This window comes from Shinella sp. WSC3-e (genome assembly GCF_945994535.1).
GTDB lineage: Bacteria > Pseudomonadota > Alphaproteobacteria > Rhizobiales > Rhizobiaceae > Shinella > Shinella yambaruensis.
Genome location: NZ_OZ000530.1, coordinates 23,268 through 43,632, shown reverse-complemented (window position 1 = coordinate 43,632; position 20,365 = coordinate 23,268). Strand labels below are relative to the sequence as shown.

Below are 20,365 nucleotides of genomic sequence, written 5' to 3'. Positions count from 1 at the left end.
TGAGAACGTTCTCATTTCAGCGTGCCAAATCGTGAGATGGCCAACGAAGGCCGAATTCGGTGACGGTTTCGTCGATGAAGCAGGCGATCTGGGCCGCCGTCTCCTCCGGCGTCCAGCCGAGATGCGGGGCGGCGAACCTTGCGGCGGCCTCCGCATGGCGCAGGCCGAGATCCGGCTCCCACCCGACGGAAAGACGGCGGCGCAGGATATCCGACAGCGTGCGGGCCTGCTCGTTCAGCACCGCATGGGCGACGGAGGCTTGCGTGACGCGGTCCATGTCCTCGACGGGCGGCGAGGCCGTGTCGAGCGGCCGCGGCGGGCCGGACGGCTTCAGCCGGCGGGCGACCGCACGCCTCAGCCGCCGCCCCGCGTCGCGATGGGTCATCAGCAGCCCGCCGGTGAAGGTGAAAAGGTTCGGCAGGCCCTCATCGGTCAGGTCGTGCTCGCGGACGGCGGGCGCAGGCCCCTTGCCGTCCCGGGCGAGGCTGCGCGGGCGCACGCCCGCCCAGGAATAGAGCACGTCCTCGCGCCGCAGCCCGAAACCGGGAAACAATCGCCCCAGCTGGTCGAGGATGGCGGCGATCTCCGCCTCGCTCGCCCGGAAGCCTTCGGGCCGGCCGTCCGAGGCGGAATCCCACGGGCCGGCATAGTGAAGGGCGCCCCACGGGATCAGGTAGAAGGGCGCGCCCGCCGCGGTGACGGTCTCGAAGCCGATGCCACGAAGACTTTCCGGCAGGCGCACGACGATGTTCGTACCCTTCTCGCCGCTGTTCCTGCGGATATGCGGCGCGCCGGCAAGCGCGGTGATCTCGTCCACCCAGACGCCCGCGCAGTTGACCACCGCACGCGCCAGCACATCGCGCGATACCCCCGCCGCTGTCAGCGTGACCCGCCACAGGTCGCCATCACGCGCAAGCGCCGTCACCGCGGTGTGGTTCAGCGCCTCCATGCCGATCGCCCGCGCCTTCATGACCGTGTCGACCACGATGCGCTCCGGCCAGCAATACTGATATTCCGTGAAGGTCATCGCGCCGTGAATGCCGTCGAGCCCCGCCATACCTTGCAGCGCCGGATGCGCCCGCGCCTCCCCGGCGGAAAAGATCTGCAGGTCCAGCGGGACACGACCGCCGTCGCTCGTCGCCATCAGGCGGAAGGCGAGCCGCGCCTTCCAGCGGGGAATGGCGTTTTCCCGCGTCAGCGGAACGACGAAGGTGACGGGTTTCACCCGCTCGGGCGCGGTCCGCACGAATTCCGCCCGCCCCCGCATCGCCCGGCGCATGAGGCTGAAACATTCGATTGCGCTGCGCGGGCGGGCGAGAAAAGACGCGATCGATCCGCTGGCAGCGGACAGATAACCGAGCCCGCAATGCTGAAGGCGCGAGGTCCTGCTGGAGGTGCCGGATCCATAATCGTCACGCTCGACGAGCAGCGTGCCATAGCCCGCCGCCGCCAGATGCTGCCCTGCCGCCGCGGCGATGATGCCGCCGCCGACAACCACGGTGTCGTAAGTCTGGGTCACGGTCCATCCCCGCCCTGCCGCCCATGAGGCGATGCGCTCAACGTTTGATGTGAGAACGTTCGCAAAATTCTGGCGACGGTGTCAAGTCCGCTTGACGCGAGCGGAAAGATTATAATACGTATTATAACGTCATATCAGAAAGGTCCATTCATGCCCTTCCCCTCCGCCTTCGACGCCGGCGTCGTCGCCGCGCTCTCCGCCCTCGATGCGAAATCGGTGAAGCATGTATTCTTCATCGCCTGCGGCGGCTCGCTGTCGATCATGCATCCGGCCAAGTTCCTCCTCGACCAGCACTCGCCGCTGCCGTCGGATGTCTACAACGCCGCCGAGTTCGTCGCCCGCGCGCCGCGGTCGCTGGACGATAAATCGCTGGTCGTCCTTTGCTCGATGACGGGCACCACGAAGGAAACCACTGCCGCGGCCGAATTCGCCCGCTCCAGGGGCGCGACGACCATCGGCCTGACGGTCGAGCCCGCCTCCCCGCTCGGCAAGGCGGTCGACCATGTCGTCGGCTTCGAGGCGCCCTATACGACCGGCGTGCCGATCGATGCGAAGAACAGCAACTATTCGCGGATCTACCAGATCGTCATGGGTCTCGTTGCCCTCACCGGCGGCGAGAACCTGACCGAGGCGCTGATCGAAAGCCTTTTCGCCCTCCAGCCGGCCATCGACCGCGCGCAGGCCGCCTTCGCGCCGATGTTCGAGGACTATGCGCCGCGCTTCGCCAAGGAAGATGTGGTCTATACGGTCGCGAGCGGCGCGAGCTACGGCGCGGCCTATTCCTTCGCCATCTGCGTGCTCATGGAGATGCAGTGGATCAACAGCCAGGCGATCCATGCCAACGAGTTCTTCCACGGCCCCTTCGAGGTGCTCGACAAGGACCGCGCCTTCATCCTCATGAAGGGCCTCGACAGCACGCGGCCGCTGGAGGAGCGCGCCGACGCATTCCTGCACCGGTTCGGCGCGGCGGAGAACATCCTCGTTCTCGATGCCGAAAAGCTCGACCTCTCCGGCATCGCCCCCCAGTTCCGCGGCAATGTCGTGCCGCTGATCTTCTTCGACACGCTCTGGCGTTTCGCCTATAAGATCGCCGACCTGCGCAAGCACGAGATGCTCGAGGCACGGCGCTACATGAAGAAGATCGCCTACTGACCGGGCCTGGAAGGGCGGATGGACGACCAAGCAAATCTCTTGCCGCTCTATGAACAGGTCCGGCGCTCGATCCTGGCCGGCATCGAGTCCGGCCAGTTCGCCGAAGGCAGCTTCCTGCCCGCCGAACCGGAGCTGATGGCACTCTACGGTGTCAGCCGGATCACGCTGCGGCGCGCGATCGGCGAGCTTTGCGCCGATGGCCGCCTGCAAAGGCAACAGGGGCGCGGCACCGTGATCATGCCGGGCAAGGTGCGCCAGACGCTCGTCTCGCTGTCGGGCTTCTCCGAAACCATGGATGGTCTCGGCAGAAAGGCCGGCCATCGCATCCTCGCCCGCGACGACAATCCCGACGCGCCGGCCATCCGCGAGCGCCTCAAGGCCGGGGCGCTGATCCGCTTCGACCGGCTGCTGGAGGACGACGGCCGGCCGATGACGCTCGAAACGCTCTGGTTCGACGGCTCACGTTTTCCCGAGGTGATCGCGCCGGTCGCCGCTGGCGGCTCCTTCTTCGCCGCGCTGCGCGACAGGGCGGGCATCGTGCCGGCCCATGCGGAGCGGCAGATCGATGTCGGCCTCGCCTCGGCCGCCGAGCGCACCATCCTGGCCGTGACCGCCGCCCAGCCGGTCTACCGGATCGAGAAGATCGTCACCGACGCCGAAGGGCGCCCGCTCGCCCTGTCGCAGCTCGTCACCCCAAGCCATCTGGTCACCTACACGATCAAGACCTGAAAGGTTCGCCATGCACGTTTTCGATGCGCCCGCCGTTCACGCGGCGCTCCCGTGGACTTTTCTGATCGAGGCCTTGCGCAAGGCGCATCTCGGGCCGATGCCCGCCTCCGACGTCGTGGTGCAGTCCGATCCCATGGGCGGCGAAGCGCAGTTCGTCACCCTGCCCGGCTGGGCGCCCGGCGGCCCGATCGTCGTGAAGATGGTCGGCGTCTTTCCGCAGAACGCGGCCCTCCAGCCGCCGCAACCCGCCGTCCAGGGGCTGGTGGCGCTGTTCGACGGCACGACCGGCGGGCCGCTCCTTGCGGCGGACGGCGCGGCGATGACGGCGCGCAAGACCGCCGCCGATTCCGCCCTCGGCGCGGCCATCCTCGCGCGGGAAGACGTGGAGGACCTGCTGATCGTCGGGGCCGGCGCGCTCGCCCCGCATTTCGCCGAGGCGCATCTGGCGGCGCGGCCCTCGCTGCGCCGGGTCACGATCTGGAACCGCACTGCGCCCCGGGCCGCGGCGGTGGCCGCGCACCTTCGCGAAAAGGGCATCGACGCCACGGTCAGCGAAGACCTCGACGGCTCGGTCGCCCGCGCCGACGTGGTGTCCTGCGTCACCATGTCGGACAGGGCGCTGGTCAAGGGCGCGCGCCTGCGGCCGGGCGCCCATCTCGATCTCGTCGGCGCCTATCTGCCCACCCTTCGCGAAGCCGACGACGCGGCGCTCACCCGCGGCACGATCTTCGTCGACAGCCGCAACAACATGGCGGGCGGCGGAGATCTCTCGCAGGCTGTCGCATCCGGCGCGATCACCTGGGATGCCGTGAAGGCCGACCTCTTCGAGCTCGTCCAGGGCAAAAGGGAAGGCCGCACCGGCGCCGATCAGATCACCGTGTTCAAGAACAACGGCGGCGCGCATCTCGACCTCTTCACCGCCGCCGCACTGTCGCAGACGCTCGGCTAAAGCAATACCAGCAAAAGGGCGAAGCGGTTTTGCGTCCGGAAATGCCCTGACGCATCACGCGTCGGCCAGAACACGCGCCAGGAAGGCCCGCGTACGATCATGTTGCGGGCGCGTCAGCACGTCGACCGGCCGCCCCTGCTCCACGATCACCCCGCCATCCATGAAGATCAGGTGGTCGGCGACATCGCGCGCAAAGCCCATTTCGTGCGTGACGACGACCATGGTCATGCCATCGTCGGCAAGCTTGCGCATCACGGCGAGGACCTCGCCGACGAGTTCCGGGTCGAGGGCCGAGGTCGGCTCGTCGAACAGCATGACGTCGGGCTTCATCGCCAGCGAGCGGGCGATGGCCGCACGCTGCTGCTGGCCGCCGGAAAGCTGCGCCGGATAATAGTGCGCCCGCTCCTTCATGCCGACGCGCTCCAGAAGCACCATCGCCTCCTCGACCGCCGTGGCGCGCGGCACGCGCTTGACGAGGATCGGCGCCTCGATGACATTTTCAAGCGCGGTCTTGTGCGGGAAGAGATGGAAACCCTGGAACACCATGCCCATGCGCTGGCGCTGGCGGGAGAGCTCGTTGAAGCTCATCTCGTAGAGCTTGTCGCCCTTCCAGCGCACGCCGACGGGTTCGCCATGCAGGAAGATCGCGCCGCCGGTGGGCTTTTCGAGATAGTTGAGGCAGCGCAGGAACGTGCTCTTGCCAGAGCCCGAGGGGCCGACGATGCAGGTCACGTCGCCGCGCATCACCGCGACATCGATGCCGCGCAGCACCTCGTGCGCGCCAAAGCTCTTGCGCAGGCGCTCGACCTTCAGCAGCGGCTCGCCGTTCGTCTGGCTCATCACACGGCCTCCTGCTGGCGCGCGAACAGGCGGAAGGGGAAGATCCCGCCCGCTTTCGTCGCGCCGGCCCGGTGCTCGGATTTCAATCGGTGCTCGACGGCATGTTCGACGACCGTCAGAATCGTGGTGAGCACAAGATACCAGATGGTCGCGACGAGCAGCAGCGGCACCGTCTGGTAAGTGCGCGCATAGACCATCTGCGCGGAATAGAGCAGATCGGGCAATGCCAGCACGGAGACGAGCGAGGTGAATTTCAGCATCGAGATCGTGTCATTGCCGATGGGCGGAATGACGATGCGCAGTGCCTGCGGCAAGACGATGCGACGAAGCATCTGGGCGCGCGTCATGCCGAGCGTGGCGGCTGCTTCCGTCTGGCCGACATTCACGGCCTGGATGCCGGCGCGGATCATTTCGGCGGCATAGGCGCTTTCGGTGAAGGCAAGGCCCATGATGGCCGCGCTGAAGGGGGTGATGAGCTGATTGGTATTCCAGGAGAGGAGCTTCGGCCCGCCGAACGGGATGCCGATCGATATTTCTGGCAGGAGAAGCGCCAGATTGTACCAGAAGATCATCTGCACCAGCGGCGGCACGCCGCGGAAGAACCAGATCCAGCCCCAGCTGACGGACTGGAAGACGCGGCTGGCCGACAGGCGCATGATGGCCAGCACGACACCGATTGCAAGGCCGAGCACCATGGCGAGGAATGTGAGCAGCAGCGTCATGCCGAGACCCGACAGGATGGCCCGGTTGAACATGTATTCGGCAACGACGGCCCACTGCATGTTCTTGTTGGTGACAAGCACCTGCAGGAAGACGACCGCAAGGACGGCAAGAACCACGCCGCCGATCCAGTGGCCTATCTTCGGCACCGCGATGGGCTTGAGATCGTGGATCGAGGGGCGGTGTGGCGGTTTTTCAGACATCGTCGTTCCTTGTGCCGGTCGCGGACCCCGGCCCGAGGCAAGCCCCGGGCCGGGAAAGCGGCGCTGGAGCAATCCAGCAAGCGTGCGCAGTTTTGGCGTTTCGAAGAAAAGCGCAAACGCCTAGAGGTCCGCCGGATTTTCTTCCGTGATCAGAAGCGCCTTGCTCAGCATGCCGGAATCGTTCAGGCCCCACTTGGCCATGATCTTCTCATAGGTACCGTCGTCAATCATCGACTGGATCGCATCCGTCATGACCTGGCCGAGCGGATCGCCCTTGCGCACGCCGATGCAGCTGTTGACGGGCGACAGAACCAGTTCCGACACCTTCAGGTCGCCGGTCTGCTTGGCCATGTAGGCAAGCTTGACGGAGCCGGCCACGGTCGCCTCGGCGCGCTGCGAGCGCACGGCCAGTTCCGCCTGGGCCTGCGTGCCGTGCGTCTGCATGATCACCGGTTTGTCCTTGCATTCGTTGGCGTTCAGCTTCTCCAAGAGGCCGAGGTCCCAGGAGCCGTTCAGCACGGCGACCGTCAGGCCGCAGGCGTCGGAGGCCGTCTTGATGTCGAGCTTGCTGTCCGCCGGATAGGCGAACGAGGTGCCGATCTTGCGCTGGGAGACGAAATCCAGCGTTTTCAGGCGTTCCGCGGTGGTGCCGAAGGACGAGAAGCCCGCGTCGAAACGCTTCGACTGGAGGCCCGGAATGATGGCGTCGAAGCTGGTGCCCTCGAAGGTGAAGGTCACGCCGAGGCGATCTTCCATCTCCTTGGCGATATCGACGCTCCAGCCCTTGAGCTGACCATCGGAATCGAGAAATTCGTCGGGCGCCCAGTCGTTGAAGACCGCGGCCTTGATGCCGTTGTCCTTGTATTCCTGCGGCAGGGCATCGTGCAGGGCGGGAATGACATCGGCAAGCGCCGGCATTGCCAGTGCCGCGCTCAGGGCACACCCGGCGAGAATGGATTTGAACATGACAACCTCCTTGTCGTGGCGAACCGGCGGGTCCGCGATTGCGTTCTCTGGTTCCCCTTGCAGATAATGGCGAGAACGTTCTCACATATGAGACACGGAGATGGCCCATCCGTCAAGCGCCTCCCGCACCGATCGAGGGCGTAAAGACGTTGAAAACGGCCATCGATCTGGTAACACCTGAAAAAGCCTGTCGTCTTCTACCGGAATACGCATGATCGGATTCTCAGTCGGCAGGCCCGAAATGTGAGAGGGAAGTGCCACGTGACCCCGAAAAGCAAGGCAACCATCGCGGATGTAGCGCGCGCAGCAGGCGTTTCCACGGCAACGGCGGGGCGCGTGCTCGGCGGCTATGGCTATACCAGCGAGGAGAAGAAGGAGCACGTTCTCAAAGCCGCCCAGGACCTCGGCTACCGGCCCAACGCGCTCGCCCGCAGCCTCATCACAGGCAAGACCCGCACGCTCGGCGTGGTGGCCGGCGATATCCAGAATCCATTCTATGCTTCTGTCCTGCGCGGCATTTCCAACGTCGCCGAGGCCAACGGATTCGGCCTTTTGATCACCAATAGCGACGAGGCCCGGGCGAAGGAGGTCCACTCCGTCGAGCTTCTCGCCCAGAAGCAGGTGGACGGCCTGATCGTTACCCCCAGCGACACGCGCAAGGCGCGGCACCTGCACAATCTCAAGGCCATGGGCATGCCCTTGGTGCTGATCGACCGCGCCGTCGCCGGCCTGATGGTCGACCGGGTGGCGACCGACAACATCGCCGCCGCCGAACAGGCCGTCCGCCATCTTATCGCGGCCGGACACCGCCGGATCGGCATCGTGGCGGAGCTCGTCGACGAGGAGAGCGGCAAGCTGGATGCATTCCTGGCGCGCGCCGTGGCGGGCGATCCGATCGAGAGCGAAACGCTCTATCCGAGCTGGCAGCGCCTTCTCGGCTATATCCGGGCGCATCGGATCGAGGGCCTGCCCGTGGATCCGCGCCTGACCCTTCGGGCGGGAAGCTATTCCGCCCTTGCCGCGCAGGCGGTCGTGTCCCGCCTGATGACGGCACCCGACCGGCCGACGGCGCTGTTCACCACGGACGGCACCATGTCCGAAGGCGCCATGCGGGCTCTCACCGAGTTGAAGCTCTCGATCCCGCAGGATCTCTCGCTCATCTGCTTCGACGATCTCGACTGGATGAGCTTCCACCGCCCCGGCATCACGACCGTGGCGCAGCCGCGCCTTGCCATGGGCGAGGCCGCCGCGCGAATGCTGCTGGAGCGCATTCGCGGCGAAGCCTTTCCGCCGCGCACGGTGCTGATGCCCGCCGAACTGGTCGAGCGCGGTTCCGTCGCCCGGCTCTGATCCCCTCGCAAAACGGTCCGGGGCGCCGTTTCAGCCGCACCGGCCGGAGGAAACCATTTGCCATTCCGGGGGCGGTCCTATAAATGAGAACGTTCTCAGTTCCTTATCAGGAGATGCCTGCCCGATGTCGCGCCGCACCAGAATCCTCGCCTTTGGTGACAATGTGGTCGATTGCTACCGCGACCAGAACCTGATGTTCCCCGGCGGGAACTGCGTCAACCATGCAGTCTTCGCGCACCGCGCCGGCGCCGAGACGGCTTATGCGGGCGCAGTCTGCGACGACGACGCCGGGCAGCTGATCCGCCAGGCGCTGATCGAGGAAGGCGTCGACGTTTCCTCGCTGCGGATGGAACCGGGACAGACGGCCTATTGCGTGATCGAGACGCAGGAGGGCGAGCGGGTGTTCATCGGCGCCAATCTCGGCGTGTCGATCATCGCGCCTTTACGGGCGGACCTCGCGCGGCTTTCGGATTTCGATGCCGTCCATACCGGCCGGTCGAGCCATGTCGATGCCTGGCTGCCGCGCTTTGCGGCGGCGACGAAGGTTTCCTACGATCTTGCAACCGTCCACGATCCCGAGCGCATCGCCCAGGTCGCGCCCCATTGCTTCCTCCTCGCCTTTTCCGCGGGAGGCACGCGCCATGAGGAGGCCCTTGCGCTGGCGCAGGCCGCGCGAGCGGCCGGTGCGCGCTGGAGCCTCGTCACCAGGGGTATCGACGGAGCCGTCCTTGCCGGCGAAGCCGGTGTGTTCGAGGCGCCGGCCCAACCGGTCGACGCCATCGACACGCTCGGCGCCGGCGACACCTATATCGCCAACGTCCTCGTCGGCCTGCTCGGCAAGCGGGATCCCGAAACGATCCTGAAGGATGCGGCAGAAGCGGCGGCCCGGACCTGCCTGATACGCGGCGCCTTCGGCCATGCCGCCACCATGAGCGTCGATCTCTCGAACATGATGAGCCTCGAGGAGATCTACCGCACCACCCGTCCGGCAAAAGTGCCCGAAGACGCCTGACGGACGCGGTTCCATGCTGATCCGGCCGGAGCCCTCTACCCGTGTGCCCACCCGACAGCCTCAGGCAACGCGCATAGGTCCACGCCGGCCGCATTTCAGTCGGAAGGACCACGCTGGCGCTTCTCAAAACGGACGTTAGAATCAGGATTGGCGATGGTTGCGTCGCGCCAGAAGCGATAAGTACCTACCGTCAGGCTCGCGATGGCGTAGAAGGTCAGGACGCAGTGATGATGAAACACATACAGATGATCGCTCTGGTCAAAATAGCCTTGCTCGTTGCGAATGTGTCGGCGCTTGCCTGCCCGGAACCGATCAGGCTCTTTCCTTCAGAGTTCATCACGGCGGACATCATCATCGTCGGTCAGGTCCAGAGATATGAGGCAATCATCGATATCGCAGCCACGGCCAGGGTACGGCAAATTCTGGAGAAGATCCCCAAGATGAAGGCGCGTACCAAGGATCATGTGTCGATACTCTATGGCAGGTTCAACATCGACGTAGAGCAGGTTCTCAAGGGAACGGTAGCGGCAAGGCCCGACATATATTGGGCGCCGGCGACAAGGGGACCGGCCAAGAGCGTGCCACCCGGTCGATACATCCTCGGCCTTGTCGCAATGAACGACCGTGTGGAATACGCCAAGAATCTACCACATCCGCCCGGCGCCCTATATGTGGATGAAAAGTCGTGCGCAGGGGCATTTATCGCTGAATATTCGAGCGACATGGGCATTAAAATCAGGCAGCTTCTGAACGTCCGTTCACAGCCTTAAAGGCCGCCGTTGTACTTTATCTGCCTCGAATGGTTCGGAGAGGAACATGGCGATGGTCAGTTAAAAGCCCGCTTTTAGTACGTCGCTTGCGAAAGCCGCCTGCCCGCTTCCCACCAAATCTCAGCCCTTTCGGGTCGCGACGCGAGCCGCGATTCGGTGAATTTGGCAGGAGCCGGCCTCAAGGCAACCTTGCAACCGCTTCTGCTCGCCACCATTCATCCATCTTTCCCACCAACGCGCCGGATATTGGAACGGGCCGGGGATCGCCACCGCGCGGCAACCGAGGCCGGCCGTGGGTCATGCTTATCGCTGCCCATAACCCGTCATCTCCAGATAGCCCTTGCCGGGATGGCTGCCGGCCACGCGCACGGGACCTTCCCAGTAGGAAATGCCGAGATCCATCCAGGCCTGCGTGTTGAGCGCGCCGACAGTGACGTCGAGCCGACGGTCGGGCAGGGTGAGCCGCCAGCGCGTCGGGATGTCTTGCCCCTTCACCCGGCTCGTCTCCACCGGGGTCGCGACGAGCCTGCCGTCGCCATAGGGCGTCGCCGTACCGTCCGCCGCGATCCACGTGGCGGAGGTGAAGTCGCCGCCAGCGGCATCGCGCAGGCGGAAACCCATCAGCTTCTCGCCTGCGTCGAAGGAGAGCGAGAACCAGTCCCAGCCGGACTGTTCCTCCGCCAGCGGCTGCGACGACCATTCGCGATCGAGCCACGCCGTGCCGCGCACCGGGATTTCGCCTTCCGGCAGGGTGATCGTTCCCTCCACAGCAAAGAAGGGCTGGGAATAGTAGTGGCTCGCCTGCCCTTTCGCCGATTTCACCGAATAGCCCTGCTCGCCGTGCAGCACGATCGGGCCTTCCGCACGCATGGCGACATCGTAGGCGAAATCCTTGCCCGTCGCCGTGAGCCGCAGGCGGTCCAGGCTGTCGCCCGCCATCTGCCAGTCGTCGATCCAGGCCGCGAAGGGCTCGGCCGTCACGCCCGCCTGGCCTGTGCCGCCGCGCGCGAAACGCTCCGTGGCGCGGTGCACGGCGGCGCTGGTGACGGCGGCATGGCCGAACCACACCTGCGGGCTCTCCCATGCCGCGCCCTCGCCCGGCGCGAGCGCCGAGCGGAAAAGCGTCCATTGCAGGCCGTAGTCCGCACCGTCCGGCCCGGTGAGGTTCGCGGTGACGTACCACCACTCGATCCGGTAGTCCGGATGGGCTCCGTGATCCTGCGGGAACGCGAGCTGCCTGCCCCGCTCCGGCACGGCGAAGCCCTCGGCGTCGGTGCCGAGCCCGGCAAAACCCTGGGCGAAGGCGTTGCCGACACCCAGCAGCAGAAAGAGCAGGGCCCTAACGTTCATTGGCGAAGATCCTCAGCAGCGCGGCAGGCTCCATGCGCGCCAGCCGCCAGGCCGGCCAGAGCGCGGCGGAAAGCGCGGCGCCGAGCGCGAAGAGCATCAGGCGGGTGTATTCGGCTGGAAACAGGTACATCGGCAGGCGCCAGCCGAACGCCTCGACATTGACGATGGCGAGCAGCACCCAGGCGAGCACCAGGCCCAGCGGCAAGGCCAGCACCGCGGTGAGCGCGGCGAGCAGCACCGTGCGCAGGATCTCCATGCCGGCGAGACGGCGCTGGGTCGTTCCCATCGCCCAGACGGGCGCCATCTGCGGCAGCCGCATCGCCGCCAGCGTGAGCAGGCTCATCAGGATCGCGAACGCCGCAACCGCCAGCGTCAGCACGTTCAGCGCCCCGGTCACCGAGAAGGTGCGCTCGAAGACCGACAGCGAGAACGCCTTGAGCGCCGCCTGGTCGACGATGCGCGCCGGGGGAAAGTCGAACGCCTCCACGAGCGCCTGGCGCAGGCCCTGCGGGTCGTCGGTGCGCACGCCGTAGCGCCGCGGCACGACGCCGGGGAAGGCCTGGCGGAACAGCGCCTCGCCGACGATGGCCTGGCCGATCGGGTTTCCATAGTCGCCTACGACGCCCGCGACCGGCATCGACAGTCCGGGGCCAAGCGCGAGCGCATCGCCCACGCTCAGTCCGGCGCGGCGGGCAAGCTGCTCGTTGATGATGACGGCCCTGCCCGCTTCGACCTCGTCCCAGACGGCCGGGACGGCGTCAAGGAAGCGCCAGTTCTCACGATAGGTGTAGCCGATGCGCGCGCCGAAGATCTCCGCCCGCAACCCGGCGAGCGTCGCATCGACCGACATGATCGGCAACACCGCGTCGGAGCGCGCCTCCAGGAAACGCTCCAGGCCTGCCCGGTCCGCCACAGCCTCCGCATCGACGTAGAGCTCGGCGGACAGGCGCTGGTCGAGGAAGCCGACGAAGGTCAGGCGAAAGCTCGAGACCATGGTTGAAACGCCGATATTCGCGGCCATGGCGAGCAGCAGCGCCATCAGCGCAAGCCCGAGGCCGGGCAGTTGCTGGCGGGTGTCCGCCCAGAACCATTGCGCCATGGCGCGGGCTGCCCGTGCTTCGCCAAGGCGCAGGATCGCCCCCAGGCACGGCGCCAGCGCAAGGGCCGCGCCGAGCATCAGGCAGGCGAGCAGCGCGAAGCCGGCGGCGAGCCCAGTCCCGGTGACGGCCAGAACGCCTGCCACCGCGAGCAGCAGGGCTGCCGCCGCGGCCTGCAGCTTGCGCGTCCGCCCCGAGGCCAGCGCCCAGGCGCGTCCGCCGGCACCCGCCAGGACCGGCATCCGCGCCAGCCGCCACAACGCGCTCGCCGAGGCGAGCAAGGCGCCGCCGAGCGCCATGGCCATTCCCGAAAGCCACCATGCCGGACGGATCTGCAGCGTGCCGGCGACGTCGGCGCTGTAAAGGCCCCGTATCGTGGCGGCAACGTCCGGCAGCAGGAGCGCCGCGATGAGATAGCCGAGCACGATGCCGAGCGCGCCGGCAATCGTCGCCAGCACCACAAGCTCCAGCACCATCAGGACGATCAGGCGGCGCAGCGGCACGCCGAGCGCGCGCAGGGTGCGAACCATGCCGCGCCGCTGCTCGAATGCGAGGCCGATCGCCCCGTGGACGATGAAGATGCCGACCGCGAAGCTGAGCAAGCCGAAGGCCGTGAGATTGAGGTGGAAGCTGTCGGTGAGCCGGCCGACATCGGTCGCACCGTCGGCGCGCTGGAGCAGCAGGTCCGGCGCGATCTCGGCCAGCGGCCGTTGCCGCAGCGGCTGGTCCGGCAGGACGATGAGGCGGCTGATGCGCCCCGCGCGGCCGAGCAGCTTCTGGGCAACGCCGATGTCGGCAAGCACGGTGCCCGGTGCGACCGCCTGATCGACCAGGACCGGGTTGGACAGGTTCGCCGCAAGGAGCGCGGCCGTCTGCGGCCCGGCGACCAGCGTGTCGGCGCGCACGAGACGGTCGAGGTCGGCGCGCGCCAGTGCCGCGCGCGCCGCCGAACCCGGCGGCGCGGTCAGCGGATCGACGCCGACCAGCCGCACGGCCGTCCCGCCCACGCGCAACCTGCCCTCCACCACCGGGCTGACCAGCCAGCCGGCGCGGCGCAGCGCGACGAAAAGCGCCTGCGGCATGGCATCCCCCTCGGGCGGCAGGAGCTGGTCGAACCGGCCTTCGGCCAGCGTCGCGGCGGCTGCGTCATAGCTCGCGCGCGCCTCGGCGTTGATCGCCTGCACCCCCGACCACAGCGCCGTCGCCAGCGCGAGGCCGAGCACCAGCGTCATCAACTGGAGCCGGTTGCGTCGCCAGTGCGACGCCAGTGCCGAAAGGATCGCGCCGGTCACAGGAGGCGGCCCTGGCTGAGATGCGCCTGCCGTCCGAGCCGCGCGGCAAGGCGCGGGGAGTGCGTGACCATCAGGAGCGCAGCGCCGGTTTCCGCCACGAGCATGAGGAACTGCTCCATCACCTCGTCCGCGGTCGCCTCGTCGAGGTTGCCGGTCGGTTCGTCCGCCAGGATCAGCTTCGGCCGCGCCGCGAGCGCCCGGGCGATCGCCACGCGCTGCTGCTGGCCGCCGGACAGTTGCTCCGGATATTTCCGCAGGTGCGGCTCCAGGCCCAGCGCGTCGGCCAGCCGGGAAAGCGCCCGCGGTTCCGGCGTGTCGTTCAGGCGCGCCTGGAAGGCGATGTTGGCGGCGACGTCCAGAGAGGGGATGAGGTTGAACTGCTGGAAGACGATGCCCACCACGCTTCGCCTCAGTCGCGCGCGCCCGCTGTCGTCGAGCCTCGTGACCTCCTGCCCGTCGAGCAGAACGCGCCCGCCGTCTGCGGCGTCCAGTCCCGCCACGAGGTGCAACAGCGTGCTCTTGCCCGAACCGGATTCGCCGGTCAGCGCTAGCGTCTCGCCCGCCTGGAGCGAGAGGGTCACGCCGCGCAGCACGGGCACCGGGCCTTCCGGGCCTAAATAGGATTTCCGCAGGTCCTCGATCGAAAGCAGCATGCAACACAGCTATCGCATGCGGCGGAAAGTAAAAAGGCCAAGTCGCAAGATCCGTCGACAAGGCATGCAAGCGACGGCCGGCCGCATCGCGTCGGATCGTTGGCCGCAACGATCCGAATTTCGAGCGACAGGCATACTCCTCAAGGACCCGGCGCCAATCACGGCTCTTTCCCGCCGAACTTTCGGACCGCCGGAAACACCCTGCCGGCCGGCCCGCTAAAGCATTTCCGCATTATCCAACGCCGAAGCGGCTTCGCTTCGGCTGGAAATGCTCTAGGCCCGCAGCCTCAGGTAGAGCGCGGGCAGCAGCGTGTCGAGCCGGTCGATCGAATCGATGCATATCGCGCCGCGCGGCCCGAAAATGCGCTGCGGATAGGAATCCGCGTCCGAATCCAGCGCCACGCAGAAGGTGTCTATCCCCTCGCGGCCGAGTTCGTGCACCGCCATGCGGGCATCCTCCACCAGATAGCGCCGGTCGTCGACATCGATGTCGGAGGGTTCGCCGTCCGTGACGATGAGGAGCAGCCTGCGGTAGCTGCGCTGCCGGCGAAGATCGCTGCCGGCGTGGCGGATAACCGCGCCGAGCCGGGTCGAATAGTCGCCCGTGAGCCCTGCGAGGCGGGCGATGGCGAAGCGGTCGAAGGGCCGGCCGAAATCCTTGATGCGCATGTAGCGCACGTCCTCCCGCCCATTGGAGCAGAAGGCGGCGATGGCGAAGGGATCGCCGACATCCGCCATCGCGCGGGCGAGCAGCGCCGTCGACAACCGCTCCATCTCCAGCACGGAGCCTTGCGAACCGCGCACCCTCTCCGTCGTGGAGCGAGATGAATCGATCAGCACGAGCACCGACATGTCGCGCGAACGCCGCTCGTAGCGGCCGTAGACCCGCGTATCCGGCACCTCGCCCGCCCGCCGCGCGATCATGGCGGCGATGCTCGCGTCCATGTCGAGGAACTCCCCTTCGGTCTGGCCGCGGACCCGCTGCTGGCGGCTGATCCGCGAGGCCCTGATGAGCGTCGAAAGCCGGTCGACGAGGTCGGACCGCGCCTCGCTCAAGGCCGATGCGACACGGGGCGGACCGATCTGGCCCGGCATTTCGCGCACCCGGCACCATTCCGGCCGGTAGCGGCCGGTGACATGGTCGTATTCCGGGTAGCGGGCAACGAGCAGGCCATCCTCGTCCTGCGCCTCGGCCAGCCGCCCGGCCGCGGTCTCGCCATCCTCGCCCTCCTCGCGGCGGCCATCGTCGCCGGCCTGCTGCTCGATCCGCGCGCCTTCGAGCATGGCCTCGATCTCGACCGGCGCCTGGCTGTCGTCCGGGCCGAAATCCCAGATGCCGATATTGTCGTCGCGATAGGCCGGCTGAACCACATAGGTCCTGGCGTCGAACTGCAGGCGCATCTGGCCGATATCGTTGCCGAGCAGCCCGCCGATGCGCCGGCTGAGCTGCTGGTCGCCGATATTTTCGCGGACGGCCTCGGCGAAGAGTGTCCGCCCCTTCTCCACCCAGCCATGCGGATCGGCATAGTCCGGATCCGCCAGCGCCCGCGCAAGCCGCGCCATCAGGGCGATCGCGATGGGCGGGCCTTCCGGCCGGGCGACATGGAAGCGTCGCCAGAGGGTGGCAAGGCCGGGCATCGTCCGGGCGGCGAGCCTTTCGACACGCGCGTCCTCGATGAGGGAAACGAGGGCAATCTGCAGCGGCTTCAGCCCGGCGGCGGGAAATTTTGCCCGCGTGAAGCGATGATGCGCGCCGATATGCGCGACGGCGGCACGGTAGAGCAGCTTCGCCTCGCCATCCTCGAAGCCGGCGAAGGCGGCCGGCAGGCGCACGCCGCCACCACCGAAACCGGGCCTGCGCCGCATCTGTTCCGGCGCATCCGGCGGCGCTTCGGCAATCGGCGGCGCCATGCCCCAGAGAGCCTTGAGGTAAAGGCCGAGGCCATGGCGCCATTCGGCAAGGCCGCCTCCCGCCCCGCGCCCCTCGACCAGGCGGATCGCCTCGCCGCTTTCCAATGCGAAGAAAGCGCGCCGGCGCGCCACGTCCTTGGCGCCGATATGCAGGCCCATGCGCACGAAGGCGACGAAATCCGGCGCATCCAATGCCTCAAGGAGCCGGCCGGTGTTTTCCAGAAGGGGAAGCGCGGCCTCCGGCGCCCGGCGTGCGACATCCTCAATCGCCGCCGCCCAGGCGTTCATCGCCGCCTCATCGAAATGGCGCGATGCGACAAGCGCCGCCTGCGGCACGCGGCTTGCGGCCAGCCGGCCCGAGCGGATCGCGACCTGCGATACCGCCGAGGCGAGGCGAACGGCAAAAGCCGGGCCGGCAAGCGCGGCCACGGCGGGGCCGGCGCGGCGATAGGCATCGGCGACGAGGTCGCCGTAACCGGCCCGGTCGATGCGGCCATGCGCGACATGCCAGCGCTCCCGCCATTCGGGCGGAAATCCATCGGGCGCATTCATGGTTGCCGCCTCCTGCATGAAACGTTCAAAGGCAGGCGGCGATGGCGCCGGAAAGCGCATCGCGCAGATCAGGGTCATCGGTGATCGGCACGACCATCGCCACCTGGCAGGCCGCCTCGATGGCAATGCCGGCGGCAACGAGCAGCCCGGCATTGATGAGCATGCGCGTGGAGGCTCCCTCTTCGAGGCCCTGCCCCTTGAGGTTGCGCGACCGCTCGGCGATGCGCACCAGGGTCTCCGCCGTGCGCCGCTCGATGCCCGCCTCCCGGGCGACGATCTCCGCCTCGATATCCGGCGACGGATAGCCGAAGGCAATGGCGCCGAAGCGCTGCTTGGTCGATTCCTTCAGGTCCTTGAGCACGCTCTGGTAACCGGGATTGTAGGAAATGACGACCTGGAAATCCGGATGCGCCCGCACCACCTCGTTCTTCTTCTCGAGCGGCAGGATACGCCGGTCGTCGGTCAGGGAATGGATGACGACGGTCGTGTCCTGACGCGCCTCGACGATCTCGTCGAGATAGCAGATGGCCCCCTCGCGCACGGCAAGGGTCAGCGGTCCGTCGTGCCAGACCGTGCCGTCCGTATCGAGCAGGTAGCGGCCGACGAGGTCGGAGGCGGTCATGTCCTCATGGCAGGAGACGGTGATCAGCGGCTTGCCCAGCCGCCAGGCCATGTGCTCGACGAAGCGCGTCTTGCCGCAGCCGGTCGGCCCCTTCAGCATGACGGGCATGCGGCTCTTGTGCGCGGCCGTAAACAGCGCGATCTCGCTTTCGACCGGCCGATAGAAAGGTTCGCTGGAAATGCGATAGGCATCCAGGTTCGTCACGATAGACCTCATGGAGTTGGCGCCGCGATGCTCCCGGCCATCGCGGCGCGGGGGATTTCAGGACGCCAGCAGCTCCTTCAGTTTGTCGTCCAGGAACTTGACGTCGACGGGGTTGGTGCCCGGCCCGCCGGCAAAGTGCCCCCAGATCGAGGGGATCGGCACGTAGGTCGCATTCGGCATGTTCGCAACCTCGTTCTCGCTGTCCTCCGGCGGGAAGTAGAGGTCGGTTCTGCCGGGCATGACATAGGCCTTCGCCTTGATGGCGTTGAGCGCGGCCTTGTAGTCACCGTTGTAGAGTTCGTTTGCAGAGATGTCGCCGTTCTGCCAGGTCCAGAGCATGGCAAGCAGGTTGTTCGGATCCTTCGGCAGGAAGAAGCCCTCCCAGAAGGAGACGAGAAAGTCCTCCAGCGAGGCGTAGCCCAGCGCCTTCAGGTCGAGCTCCTCGCGGTAGAAGGATTGCGAAAAGCCCCAGCCGGCATAGACGCGGGCGGCGGCGCGCAGGCCCTTGTGCGGCTTCTCCTTGTACCAGCCGTCCTGGAAGGACCCGTCCGCCGTCAGGGCCGCCTTGACGCCTTCGAGGAAGACGAAGTTGTGGCGCGAGCATTTCGCCGAACCGCAGAAGGGCGCGAGCAGGTCCATCATGCCGGGGTACATCGCGCCCCAATGGAAGGTCTGGAGCCCGCCCATGGACCAGCCCGTCACCAGGCGCAGATGCGAAATCCCCAGATGCTCCGTCACCAGCCGGTGCTGGGCGCGGACATTGTCATAGGCCGTCACCTTCGGGAAGCGGGCGGCGTTGTAGGGCTCCGGCGTGTTGCTCGGCGAGGAGGAGAGGCCGTTGCCGAACATGTTGGGGATGATGATGAAATACCTGCCGGGATCGAGCGCCATGCCCGGGCCGACCAGCCATTCGTTGTCGTAGTGCTGGCCGGAATACCAGGTCGGATAGAGGATGGCGTTATCCTTCGCGGCATTGAGGGTGCCGAAGGTCTTGTAGGCGAGTTTGGCCTCGCGCAGGATCGCGCCGTTCTGCAGGGCGAAATCGCCGAGTTCGAAGATCTCGTAATCGAGCGTCATGTCTGTTTTCCTTCATTGAAAATGCGCGTTCGGCGCGCGCCGAGGCGCGCCGCCGTGTTCAGACGGATGCATCCACCGCGGACCGCCGATCCTTCAGCGAGGAGAGCGCGAAATGGGCGATGCCGGCGACGATGCCCGCGCTGATCGCGGTGGAAAGCTGCGGCGCATAGAACTCGACGATGAAGCCGACCGCCGCGCCGATCGCCCAGGAGATGAAGGGCGTCGAGCGCCATTCCTTCTCCGCCCCGCCGCCGCTTTTGAAGATGTAGGCCTCGACGAGCAGGATCATGCCGATGGGCGGGACCACGATGCCGAGCAGCGACAGCCACTGGATGAAGAAAGCCCAGACATTGCCCGCGGCGATGACGATGCCGAGGATGCCGAGCACGACGGCGAGCAGCCGCATCTTCGAGCCGAGGATGCGCGACCAGCCCGTCGCCGCATTGTAGAGGCAATGCGAGCAGACCGAGCCGAGGTTGATGTAGAGGAACAGGAAGGCGAGCGCGCTCAGCCAGCCGATCTGCAGCGTGTTCATGTAGCCGAACATGTTGTCCGCCCCGAACGGGTTGGCATCCGGCACGGCAAGGGCCGCCGTCAGGATGCCACCGACCAGCATGGCGACGAGGTTGGAGACCGGAAAGGCCGAGAAGGTCGCGATGAGGGAATGGCTGCCGGTCCGGGCCCAGCGGTTGAAGTCGGCGGTGACCGTACCGGCATCGATGAAGAGGGCGATGACCACCGTCAGCCCGACGCCCATCGACATGGTGGCGACACCGTTGTTGCCGGCATAGCTCCAGATCGCGTCGAAGGTGGTGGTCGAAGCCGAATGCAACACCACGAACAGGCCGAGCACGAAGAACAGCGGCACCGAGACGAGGCCGATCAGGTGCAGGCCGCGCACGCCGATGAAGGTGATGGCGATGTAGAGCAGGCCTGCCACGATGGTCATAGCGACATAGTTCATCTCGTAGGTGCTGGCGATGAGCGCGCCGGTAATGCCCGTCTGCACCGCAAACCAGCCGAGCAGCAGCGTCGAGAGCAGGCCCGAGGCGAGCGCATATCCCTTCGTGCCGAAGACTTCCGACGCGATCAGCGCGAAATTCCGGCCGCTCCGCGTCGCCGAAAGCCCGAGCGCGCCGACATAGGCGAACATGATCAGGTTGCCGATGACCATCGCCGCGAGTGCGCGGGAAAAGCCCATGCCCAGCACGAGGATCGAGCCGGTCATGGAACCGGTGATGATCGCCGGGAAGCCGGCCCAGACCGTCACCATGGAAAACAGGCTATGCCGGGCCGAAAGCGGCACCGGCGCATGTTCGTATTCCTCGCCGAGCACATGGTCGGCATCGAGCGGCGACGGATCGCCAGGCCCTTTGGAGTGTGTAGACATGTTCGTT

At 66.8% G+C, this 20,365-nt stretch carries 17 protein-coding genes; 6 read left to right on the top strand and 11 right to left on the bottom strand.

Annotated elements, in window-relative coordinates:
• Positions 1–16: 16 nt before the first annotated feature.
• Entirely contained in the window at positions 17–1,519 is a 1,503-nt protein-coding gene (locus AABF56_RS00195) for an FAD-dependent oxidoreductase (RefSeq protein ID WP_272804493.1), read from the bottom strand.
• Positions 1,520–1,669: 150 nt separating this feature from the next.
• Here AABF56_RS00195 and AABF56_RS00190 point away from each other — a divergent pair, with 150 nt between their 5' ends.
• From AABF56_RS00190 to AABF56_RS00180, 3 genes are read left to right on the top strand one after another with little or no spacing between them, the layout of a single operon-like run.
• Positions 1,670–2,671 carry an SIS domain-containing protein gene (locus AABF56_RS00190; protein WP_272804492.1) on the top strand — a complete coding sequence of 334 codons (1,002 nt, stop codon included), beginning with the start codon at positions 1,670–1,672 and terminating at the stop codon, positions 2,669–2,671.
• An 18-nt stretch (positions 2,672–2,689) separates the two neighbouring features.
• Positions 2,690–3,400, top strand: coding sequence for a GntR family transcriptional regulator (locus AABF56_RS00185; RefSeq protein WP_272804491.1), 711 nt, complete (start codon positions 2,690–2,692; stop codon positions 3,398–3,400).
• Between the two features lie 10 nt (positions 3,401–3,410).
• Positions 3,411–4,349, top strand: a complete 939-nt coding sequence (locus tag AABF56_RS00180) for an ornithine cyclodeaminase (protein WP_244768070.1) — start codon at positions 3,411–3,413, stop codon at positions 4,347–4,349.
• A gap of 54 nt (positions 4,350–4,403) precedes the next feature.
• Here AABF56_RS00180 and AABF56_RS00175 read toward each other — a convergent pair whose 3' ends face one another.
• From AABF56_RS00175 to AABF56_RS00165, 3 genes are all read right to left on the bottom strand, one after another.
• Positions 4,404–5,189, bottom strand: a complete 786-nt coding sequence (locus AABF56_RS00175; protein ID WP_272804490.1) for an amino acid ABC transporter ATP-binding protein — start codon at positions 5,187–5,189, stop codon at positions 4,404–4,406.
• Positions 5,189–6,112 carry an amino acid ABC transporter permease gene (locus AABF56_RS00170; protein ID WP_272804489.1) on the bottom strand — a complete coding sequence of 308 codons (924 nt, stop codon included), beginning with the start codon at positions 6,110–6,112 and terminating at the stop codon, positions 5,189–5,191. The genes AABF56_RS00175 and AABF56_RS00170 overlap by 1 nt, the downstream gene beginning before the upstream one ends.
• A gap of 120 nt (positions 6,113–6,232) precedes the next feature.
• A complete protein-coding gene (locus AABF56_RS00165) occupies positions 6,233–7,078 on the bottom strand; it encodes an ABC transporter substrate-binding protein (protein WP_244768073.1) in 846 nt (281 codons plus the stop codon).
• Positions 7,079–7,339: 261 nt separating this feature from the next.
• Here AABF56_RS00165 and AABF56_RS00160 point away from each other — a divergent pair, with 261 nt between their 5' ends.
• The 3 genes from AABF56_RS00160 to AABF56_RS00150 all read left to right on the top strand — a co-directional run bounded on the left by AABF56_RS00160 (position 7,340) and on the right by AABF56_RS00150 (position 10,210).
• Positions 7,340–8,428 carry a LacI family DNA-binding transcriptional regulator gene (locus AABF56_RS00160; protein WP_272804488.1) on the top strand — a complete coding sequence of 363 codons (1,089 nt, stop codon included), beginning with the start codon at positions 7,340–7,342 and terminating at the stop codon, positions 8,426–8,428.
• A gap of 124 nt (positions 8,429–8,552) precedes the next feature.
• Complete coding sequence (locus tag AABF56_RS00155; protein WP_272804487.1) at positions 8,553–9,440, top strand: PfkB family carbohydrate kinase; 888 nt, start codon at positions 8,553–8,555, stop codon at positions 9,438–9,440.
• Positions 9,441–9,667: 227 nt separating this feature from the next.
• Entirely contained in the window at positions 9,668–10,210 is a 543-nt protein-coding gene (locus AABF56_RS00150; protein ID WP_272804486.1) for a hypothetical protein, read from the top strand.
• 303 nt (positions 10,211–10,513) lie between these two features.
• Here AABF56_RS00150 and AABF56_RS00145 read toward each other — a convergent pair whose 3' ends face one another.
• From AABF56_RS00145 to AABF56_RS00115, 7 genes are all read right to left on the bottom strand, one after another.
• Positions 10,514–11,560 (bottom strand): lipocalin-like domain-containing protein, encoded by a 1,047-nt coding sequence (locus tag AABF56_RS00145; RefSeq protein ID WP_272804485.1) that lies wholly within the window; start codon positions 11,558–11,560, stop codon positions 10,514–10,516.
• The gene (locus AABF56_RS00140; protein WP_443021085.1) at positions 11,550–13,949 is read right to left on the bottom strand and encodes an ABC transporter permease; all 2,400 of its coding nucleotides are present in this window, start codon (positions 13,947–13,949) and stop codon (positions 11,550–11,552) included. The genes AABF56_RS00145 and AABF56_RS00140 overlap by 11 nt, the downstream gene beginning before the upstream one ends.
• Complete coding sequence (locus tag AABF56_RS00135; RefSeq protein ID WP_272804484.1) at positions 13,946–14,602, bottom strand: ABC transporter ATP-binding protein; 657 nt, start codon at positions 14,600–14,602, stop codon at positions 13,946–13,948. Before AABF56_RS00135 ends, AABF56_RS00140 begins: the two co-directional genes overlap by 4 nt.
• A gap of 273 nt (positions 14,603–14,875) precedes the next feature.
• Positions 14,876–17,065, bottom strand: coding sequence for a nitric oxide reductase activation protein NorD (locus AABF56_RS00130; RefSeq protein WP_272804483.1), 2,190 nt, complete (start codon positions 17,063–17,065; stop codon positions 14,876–14,878).
• A gap of 25 nt (positions 17,066–17,090) precedes the next feature.
• On the bottom strand, positions 17,091–17,903 hold the full coding sequence (locus AABF56_RS00125; RefSeq protein WP_272804482.1) for a CbbQ/NirQ/NorQ/GpvN family protein: 813 nt from the start codon (positions 17,901–17,903) through the stop codon (positions 17,091–17,093).
• Positions 17,904–17,948: 45 nt separating this feature from the next.
• On the bottom strand, positions 17,949–18,968 hold the full coding sequence (locus AABF56_RS00120; protein ID WP_272804481.1) for an alpha/beta fold hydrolase: 1,020 nt from the start codon (positions 18,966–18,968) through the stop codon (positions 17,949–17,951).
• Positions 18,969–19,026: 58 nt separating this feature from the next.
• Positions 19,027–20,358 carry a purine-cytosine permease family protein gene (locus AABF56_RS00115; RefSeq protein ID WP_272804480.1) on the bottom strand — a complete coding sequence of 444 codons (1,332 nt, stop codon included), beginning with the start codon at positions 20,356–20,358 and terminating at the stop codon, positions 19,027–19,029.
• Positions 20,359–20,365 lie beyond the last annotated feature (7 nt).